Genomic DNA, 19310 nt, shown 5'->3' with positions numbered 1-19310 from the left:
AAATGAGAATATTAAATCAATTTTACAGAATATATTAAAAATATTTTTCTTATCTTTACTTTTACATGTTTGTGAGAAATTTAAAATTAAAACCTCTTCATTTGTTCCCTCACATATTTGGAAGGTTATTTATTTGAAAATGAATTAGCTTGGGTGAAGGGCAGATTGAGGTTTTTGTCATTTCAATTCGCTAGTTTTTCAAAGGGGTGGCGATAAGTTTAGGTAAAATATTCGAGTTTTGCAAATTTATTCTCCATATTTATAATATTGCAGAATTATGGTGTGCACATATTAAGTTTTGTTTTTTACTTTAATGTAAGGTTCTATTTTGATATATGGGTGCATTAAAGATTTATAGTTCAAGCTATGGAATGGTAGGAAGGAATGTGTTATTATCTACTGCTCTACTTTGTTTTATCCATTCTCTTAATTTATCATATGAAAGAATGTTTTTTGTCCAGTACTTGTTGATTTAGAAGAGATGTTTTTATTCTTTCTTACCAAGTATTCAATATTCTTTAATTTGTTATTGATTATTTTTTAGAACTTTTCTTTATGGCAACTTGCATTTATTAGTTTTACAGATTTTCATTCTGAATTAGATATTTTATAAAGATTCTGAAATCTTTGAAGACAATAAATATTATATTTTTAGGAATGTTGATTGAACAAGCGGGGATAATTCTATTGGAGAACATGGAGTGAATAGAGCGGGGTATTTCTTTTGTTCTTATGGATGTAAGTACTCTTTGTGTTGATTGGCACATCATTTAAACGATTTTTCAGTGAAGATAGGGATCAGTGGTTAATAATGGCAGAAGCTTTAAAAGTTGGTGTTGCGGGACTTGGTACGGTTGGTACTTCAGTTGTTCGAGCTCTATGTGAAAAAGCGAATAGTTTAGCTTGTCAATGTGGGCGATTCATCAAAGTCGTTGCTGTTAGTGCGCGCGATAAAAGCCGTAATCGTGGAATTGATCTCAGTGATATAAAATGGTTTGATTCACCTGTGGAGTTGGCTGCTTCTGATGAGATTGATGTTTTTGTAGAGTTAATTGGTGGTGAATTGGATGTGGTGTACACCGCTGTTAAGAGAGCGCTTGAGGCAGGACATCATGTTGTAACAGCCAATAAAGCTCTTCTTGCTCGACATGGAGTAGAGCTGGCTATAATTGCAGAAAAAAAAGGTGTTTTTCTTCATTTTGAAGCAGCTGTTGCAGGTGGAATTCCTGTCATCAAAGCGATGAGAGAATCACTTGTCAGTAATCACATATCCCGAATTTATGGTATTCTCAATGGAACCTGTAATTATATATTAACACGCATGTTTACGGAAGGCCTTTCATTTAAAGATTGTTTAGCAGATGCACAGAGACTTGGGTATGCTGAAGCAGATCCAAGTTTTGATATTGAGGGAAATGATACTGCTCATAAATTAGCTTTGTTGACAAGCTTGGCATTTGGAACGGCTGTTTCGTTAGATGATGTTTATGTTGAAGGAATTCATAATATTTCGCAAATTGATATTCGGGCAGCTGATGAATTAGGGTATCGGATTAAGCTTTTAGGGGTTGCATTAAAAACGGATTCTGGAATAGAGCAACGCGTTCATCCAACAATGGTACCAACATCTTCAATGATTGCACAGATAAATGGCGTAACCAATGCTCTTTCTATTCAAAGTGATTTATTAGGTGAATTACTGTTTTCTGGTCCTGGCGCCGGAGGAATGGCAACAGCATCAGCCGTTATTGGTGATTTGGCTGATATAGCAAAAGCGCGTTCTGGTTTTCAGTATGCACCTGTTTTAAGACGTCCAGCATTAGAACTTGCTCCTCATAAAAAAGCACGTATTTCGCATCATGCAGGGGGGTATTTTATTCGTTTAAATGTTCATGATCGTACTGGTGTTTTTGCTGCGGTCGCAAGGCATATGGCTGATAATCACATCTCATTGGAGTCGATTGTTCAAAGATCTTTTGTAGAAGATCAAATTGAAAAAACAATTATTTTAATTACGCATGAAACAACAGAGGTGAATGTACGACAGGCACTTGCAGAAATTGAAAAAGATGGACATCTTGTTGCAAAATCTCAATTTATTCGTATTGAGCCTATGGCAGAGAATTGATAACTTTCTTGATAATGACAAAAAGGCAAGCTTGAGTCCTTTTGTCTCTTGTGGAAAATTTTCATCTTTGCCAAAAACTTTATTCTTAGTATTTAATAAGGACTCATATTTTTTCTGGTATTCATTCGGTAGGATTTTTTCATATGCCCACAACTCAGAAGATTTTAAATGGACTTGATCGTATTTTGACGCTTGAATTGGTACGTGTTACTGAACGTGCTGCTGTTGCTGCTGCACGCTGGCGCGGGCGTGGCGATGAAAAAGCTGCGGATCAGGCTGCTGTAGATGCAATGCGGCAGGAACTTAATCGATTGCCTATTGATGGTACAGTGGTGATTGGTGAAGGTGAGCGGGATGAAGCGCCTATGCTTTATATTGGAGAAAAAGTAGGTCTTCAAAGTGGATTGGCGATCGATATTGCACTTGATCCACTAGAGGGAACAACACTTTGTGCTAAAAATATTGCCAATTCTTTGGCAGTAGTTGCAATTGCTGAAAAAGGTAATCTCCTTTATGCTCCTGATGTTTATATGAAAAAAATTGCTATTGGTCCTGGTTATCCAAAGGGAGTAGTAGACATAGATGCTTGTCCTACCGATAATATCTATGCTCTTGCGAAGGCTAAAGGAGTGGCTGTTAATCAGATTGTTGTTTGTATTATGGATAGGCCTCGTCATGAAAAGTTAATTAATGAAGTACGAGCGACAGGGGCATCGATTCGCTTGATTGGGGATGGAGATGTTGCTGCTGTTATTGATACAACTGATCCAGAAGAAACAGGTATTGATATCTATATGGGGATTGGGGGAGCACCTGAAGGTGTTTTAGCTTCTGCTGCTTTGCGCTGTATTGGAGGACAGATGCAAGGTCGTTTGCTGCTAGATACAGAAGAGAAAATTGCTCGTGCAGCTAAAATGGGGATTAGTGATCCCAATAAAGCTTATACAATGGAAGAAATGGCAAAGGGTGATGTTTTGTTTGCAGCAACAGGGGTGACAGATGGCAATATGCTTTCTGGTGTTAAATTTACATCTCGTTACATTCAAACGGAAACTCTCGTAATGCGCTCCCATACGGGTACAGTCCGTAATATTAAAGCGCAGCATAGAGATCATTCAAAATTTGATTAATGTTTTCTTTTTTCGTCATTAAAAATAGAGGGAGTTTTTTAGGAAATACGCTTCCATGAATCTGCTTTCATGGAAGCGTTTATAGATATGAAAATATCTTATTATTATGAGAGCTGGACAGAATGAACCCAGCCATTTTTATCTTCTATGTTCCCTTTTTGAAGGCCAACCAATTGTGTACGAAGCTGCTTTGTAACTTCTCCAACTGTTTCATTTCCAATAATAAATTCTCCCCCTTTATATTTAAAACGACCAATTGATGTGACAACGGCAGCTGTACCACAAGCAAAGACTTCTTTAAGGTGTCCACTCTTTGCATCTTCTTGAAGCGCTGCAAAAGAATAAGGACGCTCTTCTATTTTTAAACCCATTTGTTGAGCTAATCTTAAGATTGAATCACGAGTTATCCCTGGAAGGATAGTTCCATTAAGTGTGGGGGTTACAAGTGTATTATTGTCCATAATAAAGCAGACATTCATACCACCAAGTTCTTCAATCCATTTATGTTCAATCATATCAAGGAAGAGTACTTGGCTACAATTGTTTTCAGTTGCAGTTTTTTGTGCAAGTAAGCTTGCTGCATAGTTTCCACCACATTTGGCAGCGCCTGTGCCCCCTGGACCAGCGCGGCTATAATCTGTTTCAATCCATACACTAACAGATTTTTCTTCTCCTTTGAAATAGGATTCAACTGGAGAGGCTATGATACAAAAAAGATATTCTTGAGAAGGGCGGACTCCCAAAAAGTTTTCATTGCCAAACATAAATGGACGGATATAGAGGCTAGCGTTGGGATGATCAGAAACCCATTTTTGATCAATTTTTACTAATTGATGAACGGCATCCAGAAAAATATCTTTTGGCAATTCTGGCATAGCTAAACGCCTCGCTGATTCTATAAAGCGTTGTGCATTGGCATCAGGACGGAAGAGCAAGATGCGCCCATCTTTTGCTCGATATGCTTTTAAACCCTCAAAAATTTCCTGTCCGTAATGTAAAACGGTACTTGCAGGGTTAATTTCTAAAGCTTTGTATTGAGAAATGATGGCATTATGCCAGCCTTTGTCTTCAGTCCATTGAATAGTACACATGTGGTCTGTAAAAAATTGACCAAAACCGGGACTTTTTAAAATTTCTTCATATTTTTCTTCTGACAGAGGAGATGGGTGTTGTTCTATTTTAAAGGGAAGCGATGATATGGGAGATTTCATAAAAAAACCTTTTGAGTATGTTTCATTTTTATTAATAAAAATAATGAGATATTTTGATCATAACTCTATTATTAACAAAACCTTTGTGTCAATGTTTTATTATAGAACACAAAGAGGTTTATTATAGAATACAAAGGCTATGATAGGGTGGATATTTTAATTCTATTCTCGCCTCTTTTTCTCAACTTTATGAAGTAAGCTGGAACTTTTTTCTATAATTATCGTTTTCTCAAAATAAGTATCTGAATAATTTCATATATGCATATTGTCTAGAAATTAAAAGGTAAGGGAATTGAGAAAAGGAATCTACTATGATTGATAAAAATTATCACACATATGAAGAACGTATGGCAGCAGAAAGAAGAGATAGTGAACAACGTGTTTCAATCGCTAAGGGTATTTTTGCTATTCTTCTCGCGGTCGTTATTATCTGGTTTATTTTTGGTTTTTTAGGATCTTTTTTTGCAAAATCTCCTGAACATAGTTCGCGTTATAATACTCCAGAAACAAGCCAAAGCGTAACAACGCCCAAAAAAGATTTAAATTCGCTCCCTCCTGTACCTTATACTTATAAGGGTACGGAATGACTTTTTCATAAATATAATCTTTTAGATAGGACGCAAATCGACGTAGATTAAAGAATAAAGTCAGCACAAAGACATAAAAAAGATTAGACGATTTTAATTTCTGAAGTTTTTGGTAAGTAATTAAATGGTATGGAAATAAATCATGCAACGGTTGTTAAAACCGTTGCATGATTGGTTTAGCGTGTGATGAAGCAGCTTCCACCAGAACTTTTAATGGATTCACAAAGGATTATGGCTTCATTACGGTCTTGCGCTTGAATCCGAACACGGTAATAAGTACCTTTTCCTGGTATAAAAGCGGATTGAATATTTAAAGAACGGGCACCGATAAGGAATCCAAACTTAGATTTCATATTTTTTAAAGAATTTCTAGCTAGCTCATGCGTTGGTTGAGATGCAAGTTGTACGTAATAACTTTCTGAATTTTGTGCTGCGACTTTGTTTGATGATGTGGGGCGAGACGCGGCGGGTGTTTCAACTTGTGTATTTCTTTCTGCATGAGAAGGAATAGGGATAAATTTTTCTTCAATATTTGAGTTAGAAGTACTTTCTGCGATTATTTTATCAATATTATTTTTGAGATCAAGGTCTATTTCTTGATTGTTTATATCAGAATCATGCGACGAAACAAGGGACGAATCTTGAAGTTCATTAGGAGTTTGATCAATGTTTTCTTCAGACTGAGCAGCAGTTTTGCCCTTTGTTTGATGTACGGGAGCTAGTGTAACTGTACCATCTTGATTTACAATAACAGTTTGTACTTCTTGCGTGGGAATAGTATGGTTTATGGCTTCTGTGACTGCATCTTCAACATCAGATTCATTTAAAGAAGAAGATGAAGCGTTTGAAGATTCTTCAGGATTTAATTCTTTTAAATTTTCAGGTTGTTCAGAGTTATCAATAAGAAATTGTTGTGTGTTTTCTTGTTTTTCATTTTGTTCAGTTGTTTGCTTATAGATATCTAAATTATGTGCAACATCATTTTTCGGTTCAGTTGTTTCTGGTTTGAATTTAAAAGGCGCATTATCAGCGTGGATAATGATCGTTTCTTCATTTTTTTGTGATGACATAAAAAAGTGCGAATAACCAGCAAATCCAATTCCTATTAAAATAAGTATAAAAATACCTTTAATGAAAGTTTTACCAAAAATAAAACTTTTTAAGGGAGGAGGAGCTGGTGGATGCGTGGGAACTTCATCTGAGCCTGTGTATGATGAATTCTCGCTAAAAGGGGGAAAATTATATTCCATATTGGCAGAAGAAAAATAGTCGGAATTTTGTTCTTTAGAGTTTATATAAACACCTTCTTTTGAATTTTGCATAGACTGATGAAAAACTTCACTAAAAACCTCATTTTTCTGTTGTTTTTGAGAAAAATTATCCGTTGGGACATTTCCTACATTAAGTACATCAGCAAATTCTTCCTCTAAACCACCACTAGTTGGCACATCATATTCTGGCGCTTCATACGGGACTTCTGGAACCATAATAGGGCCAGTTTTTTCTACGATTTCCTCTGAAAATTTATAAGTATCAACATTGGGAGGGGGAGTATCTCTGTGCGTATAGTTATGGGCAAAAAAGCCATCCGTTTGTTTTGTATTCAAAGAGGCTGATGAGGAAAGAAACTCATCTGAATTACTTTCATCATATGAAATTTCTCTATTTGGGTTAGAGGTACTTTCGGTGTTATTGATGTATTGGGCTTGAGCCTCATTATATATTGGAACTTTTTCGCTATAAGTTTCTTTTTGTGAAGGGTTTTCTTCAAAAAAATGGGGATAATTGGTTGTATGATCTTCTTGTGAAGCCCCCTTTAAATAAGATTGTCTATCAACTGGTGGAGAATCCAAAGGTGAGGAGAAGGTACTTTTTGTTTGATTTCTTGCAGTGTTTTGTCTTTCTGACATAAGGTTAGAAGATGAGAAAAACTCATTTGCCTCTGTAGAAGAGGAGACATCAGGATAAGAAGAGGAGACATCAGAATAATCTTTTTTGATCCAATTTTCTTGATCAGCTGAAATTTTATAGGGATGGTTTACAGGAGTGTCATAGAGGTTTTGATTATCATCATGAGTTTGTTGTATATTCGTAGCTTTAGGCTGTTGTGAATTTGTTTGTGAAAAACGATTGGTTTGTTCAACAGATTCTGGAATCTCTTTCTTATTTTCGCGCCTTTCAGATTTATCAAAAAAGAAATTTTCTGATTCTGATTGTGAAATAAGATTACTTTTTTTATGAAACGAATCAGCACTGGTTGCTGTTGTTTTCTCTTGAGGGGATTGGTTCTTCGGGATTGGTAATGGAGAAAGCTCATCTAAAATTTGTTCTTCATCATGACTGCTAGGTGAAGAATATTTCTCTTCAGATAAATTATTTTGTTTTGAATGGTTGAAAGAAGCAGCTTGTGCGATATCTGAGGCTGTTGCGTTGCTGGTTGCATGCAAGTCCCATTGTTTTTTTTGATCATCAAACGGTAAGTCATGTGCTAAATTATTTTCAAGTTCCTCTTCTAGAAAGGACAAATAAAAATCATCATCATGGGATGATGTTTCGGGGTGAGATGTTGATCGATCTGTCTGTAAAGAAGATTGCTCATTTTGGTTTCCGCTTTGTTTGTGCGGATTAAAAATGCGCGTAAGTCTTTCCAAAGGATCATGGTGTTCATGATCGTGTTTTGTTTCGTGTAGATTTTTGCGATCGTTATCGCTCATAGCTTTTCTCACATGGTGATTTGCACTTACGTGCAATCAATGGTTGATTTTGATTTGTTATATTAAAATTATAAATTTTCCCCCTCTCATGCAAGGATACATGAAAAAGTTTATCAATAGAGTACCTATTGTATGTATTTATAGAACTTTTTCAACGCATTTCTATTGGTGCTTCGACTCCTATGATGGTAAGTCCTGATGATAAAATATTGATAACAGCTTGTATCAACCCCAATCTTGCAAAGGATAACTCTTTATCATCAGGTTGAATAAAGCGTAAATTGAGATTTTCACTCCCTTTATTCCAATGGGTGTGAAAGCTGGAAGCAAGGTCATAAAGATAAAACGCTAATCGATGCGGTTCCTTATGAACGACGGCCTGTTCAATGATACGTGGATATTCAGAAAGTTTGCGTATTAACAATATTTCATGGTCATCTGTTAATCGATGAAGATGGGCGATTAATGTATCATTTGAAAAGCTTTTAATATGAAGCGCTTCCTGTGCTTGACGAAAGACTGAGTGACAACGTGCACTTGCATATTGTACGTAAAAGATGGGGTTATCTTTTGATTGTTCTGTTACTTTTGCAAAATCAAAATCAAGAGGTGCTTCACACTTACGGTATAGCATCATAAAACGCACAGGATCACGCCCAACCTCTTCGACAACATCGCGTAGAGTGACAAAAGATCCTGCTCTTTTTGACATGCGTACAGGATGACCGTTGCGAAAAAGTTTTACCAACTGACATAAGAAGACGCTTAATTTAGCTTTATCCCCAGAAATTGCTTTTGCCATTGCCTCTAGCCGCTTTACATAGCCAGCGTGGTCTGCGCCTAGAATATAAATCATTTCATCAAAATGACGATTAAATTTATCCCGAAAATAAGCAACATCAGCAGCAAAATAAGTGTAAGAACCATCAGATTTGACTAAAACACGGTCTTGGTCATCACCAACATTTGTTGAACGGAACAAAGTTTGTTCACTTGGTTCCCAATCTTCTGTATTTTTTCCCTTGGGAGGGGGGAGTTTTCCTTTGTAGATATAACCATTTAAAGTGAGGTCGTTGATGGTGTTACGAATGGCGCGTGCATTATCTGCATAAAGCATTCGCTCAGAGAAAAAGATATCATGATAAATATTAAGAGCAGCCAAATCTTCGCGAATCATGGTCATCATTGCATGAATTGCACGTTCTTTCACAAGAGATAAGGCTTCATCTTTATCCATCGTGAGGAGTTGGTCACCAAACTCTTGAGCAAGTGATTGTCCCAATGGTATCAAGTATTCTCCAGGATAGAGCCCTTCTGGAATTTCATTAATTTCTTGCCCAAGAGCCTCACGATAGCGCAATAGTACAGAGTGGGCGAGGACTTCGATTTGTTGACCAGCATCATTGATATAATATTCTTTCGTAATGTTATAGCCCGTAAATTGCAGCAAATTGGAGAGAACATCTCCAACAACCGCTCCGCGGCAGTGCCCTACGTGCATTGGTCCTGTCGGATTTGCTGAGACATATTCAACATTGACGCGTTTTCCTTGTCCCATTGGGATACGACCATAAGAAGTGCCTGATTCAAGCATGGATTTTATAGCATCTTGCCAAAATAATTTTGTAAGCTTTATATTTATAAAACCAGGACCGGCAACATCTATATTTTCGATAGAGGAATCATTTTTAAGAAGTTCTATGATTTTATCTGCAAGTGCACGCGGATTGATTCCAATAGATTTTGCAAGCACCATAGCAGCATTGGTTGATAAATGACCATGGGAGGAATCACGCGGAGGATCAACAGTGATTTTTGATAAATCTAGATCTTCTCCATTTTTCCCTTTTATATCAGATAATTCAATTGATCTCTTAATTTTTTTTTCGAAGTTTTTAAAGATATTCATATTTAGCTTCCATGATGATTCCAAAAGCCATTAGACGAAATTATCTGTATGGTCAAATAAACGGTGATATTCACGTAGAGCGTAGTGATCTGTCATGCCTGAAAGAAAGTCAGCAATCAAACGTGCTAACTCTTGATTTTTTAAGTGCACTGTTTTGTTCTGCCAACTTTCAGGCATTGTATTTGGTTTTTCATAATAACAATTGAATAATTTTTGTACAATGCGTTTTGCTGCATTGCGACGACTAAGAACTTGTTCATGGTAGTAAAGATTTTTAAATAAAAAGTTTTTTAGTTCTTTTTCATAAACAGTCATTGTTGGTGAAAAGGTGACAATAGTTTGTTTTGCTTGGTGAATATCGTTTATGCTTGCTGGTTTGATGCGTGCTAAATTTTCTTGTGATTGTTTGATAACATCTTCAACCATGGTTGTTATTTGTCTTCGTACAAGTGTGTAACCACGACGCGCTTGGTCGAGATGGGGGTGCTCATCTGTTATATCTTTTAATATTGCTGCTGTTAGTGAAACATGTTCAAATTGATCGAGTGTTAAAAATTGCGAACGTAGACCATCATCAATATCATGCGCATTGTATGCGATATCATCTGCAATAGCAGCACATTGCGCTTCTAGTCCTGCAAAACAATCGAGTGCAAGGTCTTGCTTTGCATTGTATTGTAAAATATCGATAGGAACCTCCTTATTCTTCGCGTGAGGACCTAAAAGGGGACCATTATGCTTTACAAGTCCTTCGAGGGTTTCCCATGTAAGGTTAAGTCCATCAAAATTTGCATAGCGCTGTTCTAGTTTTGTGACAATGCGTAATGCTTGTGCATTATGATCAAAGCCACCATAATGTATCATGGCTTCATTAAGCGCATCTTCTCCAGCATGGCCAAAGGGCGTGTGTCCAAAGTCGTGAACAAGGGCAATGGCTTCGGCAAGGTCTTCATCAAGACAAAGGGCACGGGCTAATGTTCTTGCAATTTGAGAGACCTCTATGGAATGGGTTAGGCGAGTACGATAATGATCGCTTTCATCAGCAATAAACACTTGCGTTTTATGTTTAAGACGTCGAAATGCATTAGAATGGATAATACGATCTCTATCTCGTTGAAAAGGTGAGCGTGTGGCGCTCATCGTTTCATGAAATAATCTACCACGGCTTGTTTGCGGATGAGCACTGTACACTGCTCGAGATTGGTAATTAAAGTTGATATTGCCTATATCCATTGCAAGCTGCCCATTATCATCTTAGAATTGAGAGTGGTTTATGACAAATAAACTTCTCTTTGAATATGGGATACTCTTTCTTGATGGTTTAATGCAAGGATATATAAAATGAATGTGAAAATTTCAGATGTTGCTGCCAAAAAAATTGCACAGATACTTTTGCGTGAACCCGATAAAATAGCATTGCGTATTTCTGTTGAAGGTGGTGGGTGTTCTGGTTTTTCTTATAAATATGACTTGGTTTCTGAAATGTGTAAAGATGACCTCGTTCTCAAAAAAGATGGGGCAGTTGTGTTTATTGATTTACTATCACTTCCTTTCATGGAAGGAGCTGAGATTGATTTTGTTGATGATCTTATGGGGCAGTCTTTTCAAATCCATAATCCCAATGCTGTTTCATCATGTGGTTGTGGTGTAAGTTTTTCAATTTAAAATGATGGCTTTGTGATATTGTTTCTTGAAAAAAATATCATGTTGGTCAACAATGTGAAAATGGGTATTCTTATAAAAATAGTGCACCGATGTGTATGGTTGTGCGTGGTGCTTGCTTTATTGATCTGGAGCCACTGTGCTTTTTCTGAAGAAGGAGAAGGGAAAGATCAGCAGCAGGGACAATCAAGGAGTTTTATTGTAAAGTCTCAAGAGCAGGAAAAAGAAAATGTAGCATCTCAAACACAACTCATTTTGAATGCTCGATTAACAAATAGTTATCCGGATATTGAAAAAGGGCTTGTCTGGCGGGTTTATGCCCCTATTATAGGGATTGATAATAAATTACCATTAGTGGCAACCTATAAGGGGGGAAGTGCGCGTTTTGATCTCGAACCAGGAAGTTATCTTGTTCATGTCTCATTTGGTCATATGAGTGCTGTGCGCCATATTCGTTTAAAAAATGGACAGAGTCTTGTAAAAAACTTTAATCTTGAGGCTGGTGGTGTCATTTTAAATGCAACACTGCTCAATGGTGTAATGAATGAAAAGGAATTACGTTTTACCATTTATGAGGATGAAAAAGAAAATGATGATACGGGGGTGATTTTATCAAATGTTAAACCCCAATCAGTTGTGCGTTTAAAAGCTGGCCGCTACCATGTTGCTTCCCATTATGGTTCTATTAATGCGACGGCTCGTTCGGATATTCAAGTGGATGCTGGTAAAATGACAGAAGTTACCCTTGAACATCAGGCCGCTCAGATTGTCTTAAAGCTGGTACGACAAGAAGGAGGGGAAGCGCTTGCAGATACCAGTTGGTCTCTTGCTAATGATTCTGGTGATATCGTTTATGAAACAGTTGGTGCTTATGTTTCACTCGTGTTAGCGGAGGGAGAGTATATTGCAATTGCTAAAAATAAAGATAAAATCTATCAAAAAGTTTTTTCAGTCGTTTCTGGTCATGATGAAGATATAAGTGTGGTGGCGAATGAGCAAAATATGCAACGAATTGATGAAGATGTGGATTGATCGTTGTTCATGGGGGTAAACTATGATGAGAGACGGGGTATGAGTTTTGATTGAAATTTCAACAGTTGGTGTGTTTTTTGCTGGGGCACTCTCTTTTTTGTCGCCCTGTGTTTTGCCATTAGTTCCTCCTTATTTGTGCTATATGGCAGGTGTTGGTATTGATGATTTTCGCTCAGAAAATCGTGATGAGAAAGTCTTTATACGGTGGGCTTTATTGTCTTCTGTTATTGCTTTTGTTCTCGGGTTTACGACTGTTTTTGTTGTTTTAGGTGCCAGTGCTAGCACAATTGGGAAATTCATCGGTTATTATCGTGATTGGTTTGCCCTTGCTGCTGGAATTGTCATTATTATTTTTGGTTTAAATTTTTTGGGGATTTTCAAGATCACTTTTTTATTTCGTGAAGCGCGTTTTCAGACCCAAAAAACACCTTCTGGTCCTTTAGGCGCGTATATTATTGGTTTAGCTTTTGCCTTTGGTTGGACACCGTGTATTGGCCCCATTTTAGGTCCTATTATAACGCTTGCTGGAACAAAAGAAACTGTGGGAGAGGGAGCTATCTTATTAGCGGTTTATGCATTAGGTCTTGCTATTCCTTTTATGTTGGCAGCTTTATTTTCGAGCAGTTTTATGCGATTTTTAGGAGCTTTTCGTATTCATTTAGGAAAAGTTGAAAAAATTATTGGTGTTTTTCTTATTCTTACAGGGATTTTGTTTTTAACAGGCTCTATGCAGGATCTTTCATTTTGGCTTTTAGAACATTATCCTTCGTTGAGCTATATTGAAGATATTCGTTGGCACGATATTATGATTTTTTTTGGATTTTCTCGTTAGTCTTATGTGTTTTTATGGTTAGAAGTTGTCTTTCTATTGTTCTTGCTGCAGGTGAGGGGACGCGCATGAAATCGTCTCTGCCTAAGGTACTTCATAAAATTGCTGGATTGCCTCTTATATGCCATGTTCTAAAACAAATAGAATTGGCAGGCTCTTCACAATTAGCAGTCGTTGTGGGATTTGGTGCTAAGGAGGTTACGCACGTTGTTCAGTCATTTGTAAAAGATGCGATGATTTTTGAACAAAAAGAGCGTTTAGGAACAGCTCATGCTGTTTTATCTGCTCGTTTAGCTTTGCAAAAGGAAGTGGATGATGTTCTCATTGTTTTTGGGGATACGCCTCTCATTCAGCAAGATTCATTGCACCAAATGCGTGCACAGCTTGCTGATGGAGCAGATGTTGTTTTTGCAGGTTTTCATACCCAAAATCCAACAGGTTATGGGCGTCTTCTCGAGAAAAATGGTCAATTGATCGCAATTGTAGAAGAAAAAGACGCTAGCGATGAAGAAAAAAAGATTTCTTTTTGTAACGGTGGAATACTTGCTATGCGTGGAAAACATGCACTTTCTCTTTTAGAGAAGGTTGGTAATAACAATGTGAAAAAAGAATATTATTTAACAGATATTGCTGCTCTTGCAACACGCGAAGGATTAGATGTGCGTGTTGTTGAAGTTCCTTTTCAAGATATTGTAGGAATTAATAACGGTCTTGAGCTTTCTGAGGCTGATTCTTTATGGCAAAAACGTAAAGCGCGCGATTTAATGTTATCGGGTGTTACACTCTTAAAGCCAGAAACACTCTATTTTTCTTATGATACAGAAATTGAACCAGGGGTGGTGATAGAACCAAATGTTTATTTTGGATTAAGCGTGAAAGTACAATCTGGTGCTGTTATTCATGCATTTAGTTATCTCGAAGGTGCTGTGGTTGGTAGGGATGCACAGATTGGTCCCTATGCACGTTTGCGTCCTGGAACAGAGTTGGCGAAGTCCGTAAAGATTGGAAATTTTTGTGAAGTCAAACAAGCTAAGATAGGAGAATCTTCTAAAATCAATCATTTAAGTTATATTGGTGATGCTGAAATTGGTGCACATACCAATATTGGAGCCGGTACGATTACGTGCAATTATGATGGATTTAACAAATATAAAACCATGATTGGTGATCATGCTTTTGTTGGGTCTAATACGGCACTTGTTTCCCCATTGGTAATAGGGGATGGCTCTTATGTTGCTTCAGGAAGTGTTATTACTGAAAATATTCCTATGAACAGTATGGCTTTTGGGCGTGCACGGCAGGTAATAAAAGAGGGCTACGCGACAAAATTTCGAGAGCGCTTGTTAGAAAACAAACAGAAAAAATGATTATTTTCAGCTTATTCCTTTGTTTCGTGTTATTCTAACGATCGATAGGATGTTTATTCTTAAAGATTGCCGTACTCCATGTTTGAATTATTTTATTATTTATAGTTTTAAATAAAGGCTGTTGGATTGTTTTATAAGATTTAAATCTTAAAGATGTGGGTTGGAGCTTTTTAATGTGTGGAATTATTGGAATTCTTGGAAAGAGGTGTGTTACGTCTTCTTTGGTTGAGGGGTTAAAACGTCTTGAATATAGAGGGTATGATTCATCTGGGGTGGCAACGGTCCATAATGGGCATCTTTATCGTGTACGTTCTGAGGGGAAGCTTGTTCATTTAGAAGAAAAATTAAAAAAAACACCTCTGGAGGGAAGTTTAGGGATTGGTCATACCCGTTGGGCTACGCATGGAATTGCTGTTGAACGCAATGCGCATCCCCATGTGACTGAAAAGCTTGCGATTGTTCATAATGGTATTATTGAAAATTTTGTAGAATTGCAAAAGGAACTCATAGAGGATGGTTATATCTTTGAAACAGAGACGGATACGGAAGTTATTGCACATTTAATAACGCGTGCATTAAAAGATGGTCTTTCTCCGCAAGAAGCTATGCGTACCAGTTGGAAAAGGCTGCAGGGGGCTTTTGCTATTGCTCTTATTTTCGAAGGTGAAGATAACCTTATGATTGCGGCTCGTTCTGGTCCACCTCTGGCAATTGGTTATGGAAAAGATGAATTTTTTGTTGGGTCAGATGCGATTGCTTTGGCACCATTCGTTGATTATATTAGCTATATGGAAGACGGGGATTGGGCTGTTCTCACACGGGAAGGCGTCACAATTTATGATGTATATAATCAACCGGTAAAACGTCCTGTGACAACATTACTTGAAGAGGCTTTATTGATTTCTAAGGGTAATCATCGCCATTTTATGCACAAGGAAATGTTTGAACAACCTGAAGTGATTTCTCATAATTTGGCGCATTATCTTGATCTTGGAAATTATGCCGTTCGACCTTTTAAGAATTTGATTGATTGGAAAAATATTCATCGCCTCCTTTTTGCGAGTTGTGGAACGGCTTATTATTCAACCTTAGTTGCGCGCTATTGGTTTGAGAAATTTGCCGCTTTAAGTGTTGATAATGATGTTGCTTCGGAGTTTCGTTATCGTGAACCTCCTATAACATCTGATGTGTTGTCGCTGTTTGTTTCTCAATCAGGTGAGACAGCTGACACATTGGCTTCTTTGCGTTATTGTCGTGAGCGGGGTGTAAAAACAGCAACAATTGTGAATGTAGAGCAATCAACAATGGCAAGGGAGGCTGATTTTATTCTTCCAACACTTGCCGGACCGGAAATTGGTGTTGCGTCAACAAAAGCTTTTACCTGTCAATTGGCAACGCTTGCTTCACTAGCACTTAGTGCTGCTAAACAACGTGGCTATCTCTCTGTTCAAATGGAACAGCAATTGGTTCAACAATTGGCAGAAGTTCCACGTATTTTAAATGAGGTCTTAAAATTAGAGAGCAAAATTGAATGTATTTGTCGTGATTTAGTGAATGCAAAAAGTGTTCTTTATCTGGGACGTGGGACTTCTTATCCGATTGCTTTGGAGGGAGCCCTTAAACTGAAAGAGCTTTCTTATATTCATGCTGAAGGTTATGCGGCGGGTGAGTTGAAGCATGGACCAATTGCTTTGGTGGATGAGACAATACCTGTTATTGTTGTTGCACCTTATGATCGGTGGTTTGAAAAAACTTTTTCTAATATGCAAGAAGTGGTAGCGCGTAATGGTCGTATTATTTTAATAACCGATAAAAAAGGAGCAGAAGTAGCTTGTCTTAAGACTTTATCAACGATCACTTTGCCAGAAGTTCCAGAATTTATTTCTCCTATTATTTATGCACTCCCTGTTCAGTTAATCGCTTATCATACGGCTGTTTTATTAGGAACAGATGTCGATCAACCCCGTAATTTGGCAAAATCAGTCACGGTTGAATAAAAGTATATTTCTGAATCTTTGGGAGAATAATCAAGTGTAAGAAACTGATTGATAATGATAGCTTATTTTTTCCACTTTTCTCTGTTGAACGAGAATACCGGAGACGGGATTTTTCTTTCTAAATTCTTTACGATAAAACAAAAAATATTTTCTTACCTGTCAAAAAATAGATCAGCTATGTGAATATAATGATAGAAAAATGCGCAATATTTCTTCTACTGTTTTAATGCAAGAATAATTTAGATTGAAAGAAAAGATGCTGTTGTTGGGTTGTTACTCTTTCATGAAGCATAAAGATGGTAAGGGATTGCGTAGATTGTTTATGGGTTATTCTAAGAGAGAAAACCGTATTTGAACAGAGAGGTATTTTAATTTTTATTAGAGGGTCTTTATTATCCTGCTCGCAAGAGGCGTGTAGCATCATCGTGTCCGAAAAGGTAAAGGAGCAACCGTAAAGCTTGTCCTTGCTGAGAAGAAAGATGAGGATCGCGTTGTAAAAATAAACGAGCATCTTTTCTTGCCATTGACAAAAGATCACTATGAACAGCAAGGTTTGCTATATGAAATTCAGGGACTCCGGATTGTTTTGTACCTAAAAGCTCTCCTTCGCCTCGCAGACGCCAATCTTCTTCAGCGATTTCAAAACCATCTTCTGTATTGCGGATAATATTAAGGCGTGTTGCTGCTGTTTTAGTCAGTGGATCTTTATAGAGCAAAATGCAGGAAGATTTTTTATCGCCTCGTCCTACACGTCCACGCAATTGGTGCAGTTGTGAAAGGCCAAAATGTTCGGCGTGTTCGATGATAATGATCGAAGCATCTGGAATATCTACTCCCACTTCAATAACAGTAGTTGCAACTAAAATACGTGTATTTCCACATTTAAAAGATGCCATAGCGGCTTCTTTTTCTGCTGTAGACATTTTTCCGTGGATCATACCAACGTGTGCACCAAAGCGTTCATGGAGAAATGCAAAGCGGTTTTCAATTGAAGTGAGATCAAGAGCTGTCGATTCCTCCACTAAAGGACAAATCCAATAGAGCTTTTCTCCTTTTTCTAATGCAATTGCGATTCGCTCTATAAGCTCATGAAGACGTTTCAAAGAAAGCATTGCTGTTGTAATGGGTTGTCGTCCCATTGGTTTTTCTGTAATTTTAGATACATCCATATCACCAAAAGCTGTTAAGACAAGTGTGCGCGGAATGGGCGTGGCGGTCATAACCAGCATATCAGGTTTATTGCCTTTTTCTGTAAGAGCGATACGTTGATGGACACCAAAACGGTGTTGTTCATCGATAATGGTTAAGGCAAGATTGTTATAAGTAATGCTGTTTTGTATGAGAGCATGGGTTCCGATGATAATAGAAACTTGACCTGATAGAATATCATTCAAGATATTTGTCCGCAATTTTCCTTTTTCTCGCCCTGTTAAAAGAGTTGTTTGTAATCCGACCTTTTCGGCAAGAGGAGCGATGGTGGCAAAATGTTGCCTGGCAAGTACTTCGGTTGGCGCCATTAAAGCTGATTGTCCTGAATTTTCAGCAATTTGTGCCATTGCCATCAATGCAACAACAGTTTTTCCTGCGCCTACATCACCTTGGAGTAGTCTTAGCATCGGTTCTGGTGAAGCAAGATCATTTGCGATATCTTCTACTGCTTTTTTTTGTTCGGTTGTGAGTTGAAAGGGGAGGACATTAAGCAATTTTTTAGTATAAATTCCTGTTGCTGGTCGAGAAGTGCCTACAAGAGATTTGGTTTTTAAACGCACGAGTCCTAGCGCCAATTGACAAGCGAGCAATTCATCATAGGCAAGACGTTTGCGTGCTGTACTTTCTAGGGATAGATCGTTGGGGTTAATGGGCGCATGGATACGGCGTAAAGCAACAGAAAAAGAAGAAAAATTTTGCTGCTTTTTCACATTTTCATCTATCCATTCTGGGAGGAGAGGAATAAAATCAAGAGCGTTTTGTATAGTCCGTCTTAGTGTTTTTGCAGCTAATCCTGCAGTAGAGGGATAGACAGGTTCGATGAGAGGAATCTGATTTGATTGTTCGCTTGGCGCAATATAGTCGGGATGCGCCATTGAAAATTGCCCATTAAACCATTCAACTTTTCCTGATACAGTAACTTTTTTTCCTTCAGGGAGTTGTTTTTTTAGCCAAAGAGGCTGAGCGTGAAAAAAGACTAAATTTATTTTTCCTGTTTGATCATGGGCAATAACACGATAGGGGATTTTGTTATGACCACGGGGCGGTGGTTGATGTTGATCGATGATAATTTCGAGCGTAACAGTGTCTCCTTCTTTTACACAAGCGATGCTGGGACGCATTCTGCGGTCTATGACGGAATGGGGCATTAATTGAAGAAGATCAATAAGGGTTGCTTCGCGTTGTGTAGGATTAACATTTAAGAGTTTGGTCAGTAAACCATAGGTTTTAGGTGTAATACCAGAAAGAGTTCGAATAGAATTAAAAAGAGGGGTAAGAAGATTTGGAGGCATGAGCAAATTTAACCTGCTCTTTTTGTTTTTTCTAGACCTTTAGAAGAGCTTTTTGGGGATAAAGTCATAAAGAGGAGGTTGCTTTATTTACATATTATTTACACATTGAATTTTAGGAAGAAAAATTAATATTTAAAGATAAATACAATAAAAGGGTGTAAAAATTAAAGTGCTTAGATGAGGTGTATTGTTTTTCTTTTTATTTTAGCTGTTTATTTGCTGTGAATAGAAGCATTTTCTTGA

The 19310-nt window shown here is 37.5% G+C and carries 13 protein-coding genes; 8 read left to right on the top strand and 5 right to left on the bottom strand.

Features of this window, described 5'->3' with window-relative positions:
- Window positions 1–811: 811 nt before the first annotated feature.
- Together ACFIJK_RS04880 and glpX are read left to right on the top strand one after the other, a co-directional pair.
- The gene (locus ACFIJK_RS04880; RefSeq protein ID WP_375625979.1) at window positions 812–2128 is read left to right on the top strand and encodes a homoserine dehydrogenase; all 1317 of its coding nucleotides are present in this window, start codon (window positions 812–814) and stop codon (window positions 2126–2128) included.
- Between the two features lie 143 nt (window positions 2129–2271).
- The gene (glpX, locus tag ACFIJK_RS04875; RefSeq protein WP_375625978.1) at window positions 2272–3258 is read left to right on the top strand and encodes a class II fructose-bisphosphatase; all 987 of its coding nucleotides are present in this window, start codon (window positions 2272–2274) and stop codon (window positions 3256–3258) included.
- 104 nt (window positions 3259–3362) lie between these two features.
- Here glpX and ACFIJK_RS04870 read toward each other — a convergent pair whose 3' ends face one another.
- The gene (locus ACFIJK_RS04870; protein ID WP_375626933.1) at window positions 3363–4469 is read right to left on the bottom strand and encodes a branched-chain amino acid aminotransferase; all 1107 of its coding nucleotides are present in this window, start codon (window positions 4467–4469) and stop codon (window positions 3363–3365) included.
- A gap of 311 nt (window positions 4470–4780) precedes the next feature.
- Here ACFIJK_RS04870 and ACFIJK_RS04865 point away from each other — a divergent pair, with 311 nt between their 5' ends.
- Window positions 4781–5056, top strand: coding sequence for a hypothetical protein (locus ACFIJK_RS04865; protein ID WP_375626932.1), 276 nt, complete (start codon window positions 4781–4783; stop codon window positions 5054–5056).
- Window positions 5057–5232: 176 nt separating this feature from the next.
- Here ACFIJK_RS04865 and ACFIJK_RS04860 read toward each other — a convergent pair whose 3' ends face one another.
- From ACFIJK_RS04860 to ACFIJK_RS04850, 3 genes are all read right to left on the bottom strand, one after another.
- A complete protein-coding gene (locus ACFIJK_RS04860; RefSeq protein ID WP_375626930.1) occupies window positions 5233–7770 on the bottom strand; it encodes an SPOR domain-containing protein in 2538 nt (845 codons plus the stop codon).
- A 151-nt stretch (window positions 7771–7921) separates the two neighbouring features.
- Window positions 7922–9679, bottom strand: coding sequence for an arginine--tRNA ligase (gene argS, locus ACFIJK_RS04855; RefSeq protein WP_375626928.1), 1758 nt, complete (start codon window positions 9677–9679; stop codon window positions 7922–7924).
- A 30-nt stretch (window positions 9680–9709) separates the two neighbouring features.
- Window positions 9710–10912, bottom strand: a complete 1203-nt coding sequence (locus ACFIJK_RS04850) for a deoxyguanosinetriphosphate triphosphohydrolase (protein ID WP_375625971.1) — start codon at window positions 10910–10912, stop codon at window positions 9710–9712.
- Window positions 10913–11020: 108 nt separating this feature from the next.
- Between ACFIJK_RS04850 and ACFIJK_RS04845 the strand changes: the two genes are divergently transcribed.
- The 5 genes from ACFIJK_RS04845 to glmS all read left to right on the top strand — a co-directional run bounded on the left by ACFIJK_RS04845 (window position 11021) and on the right by glmS (window position 16566).
- Entirely contained in the window at window positions 11021–11344 is a 324-nt protein-coding gene (locus ACFIJK_RS04845; protein WP_015856510.1) for an iron-sulfur cluster assembly accessory protein, read from the top strand.
- Window positions 11345–11383: 39 nt separating this feature from the next.
- A complete protein-coding gene (locus tag ACFIJK_RS04840; protein ID WP_375626070.1) occupies window positions 11384–12373 on the top strand; it encodes a carboxypeptidase regulatory-like domain-containing protein in 990 nt (329 codons plus the stop codon).
- Window positions 12374–12419: 46 nt separating this feature from the next.
- On the top strand, window positions 12420–13205 hold the full coding sequence (locus ACFIJK_RS04835; RefSeq protein ID WP_375626925.1) for a cytochrome c biogenesis CcdA family protein: 786 nt from the start codon (window positions 12420–12422) through the stop codon (window positions 13203–13205).
- Between the two features lie 14 nt (window positions 13206–13219).
- Window positions 13220–14569: a bifunctional UDP-N-acetylglucosamine diphosphorylase/glucosamine-1-phosphate N-acetyltransferase GlmU gene (gene glmU, locus ACFIJK_RS04830; RefSeq protein WP_375626923.1), complete on the top strand. Its 1350-nt coding sequence runs from the start codon at window positions 13220–13222 to the stop codon at window positions 14567–14569.
- 173 nt (window positions 14570–14742) lie between these two features.
- Window positions 14743–16566 carry a glutamine--fructose-6-phosphate transaminase (isomerizing) gene (gene glmS / locus ACFIJK_RS04825; protein ID WP_375626921.1) on the top strand — a complete coding sequence of 608 codons (1824 nt, stop codon included), beginning with the start codon at window positions 14743–14745 and terminating at the stop codon, window positions 16564–16566.
- Window positions 16567–16958: 392 nt separating this feature from the next.
- Here the strand turns inward: glmS and recG are convergent, their stop codons facing one another.
- Window positions 16959–19067, bottom strand: coding sequence for an ATP-dependent DNA helicase RecG (gene recG, locus ACFIJK_RS04820; RefSeq protein ID WP_375626919.1), 2109 nt, complete (start codon window positions 19065–19067; stop codon window positions 16959–16961).
- Window positions 19068–19310: the final 243 nt, after the last annotated feature.

Origin of the sequence: Bartonella sp. PS17NMGDW (genome assembly GCF_042193555.1) — a bacterium.
Taxonomy (GTDB): domain Bacteria; phylum Pseudomonadota; class Alphaproteobacteria; order Rhizobiales; family Rhizobiaceae; genus Bartonella; species Bartonella grahamii.
The sequence above is the reverse complement of the archived record's forward strand: the minus strand, read 5'-3'. Positions and strand labels throughout refer to the sequence as shown.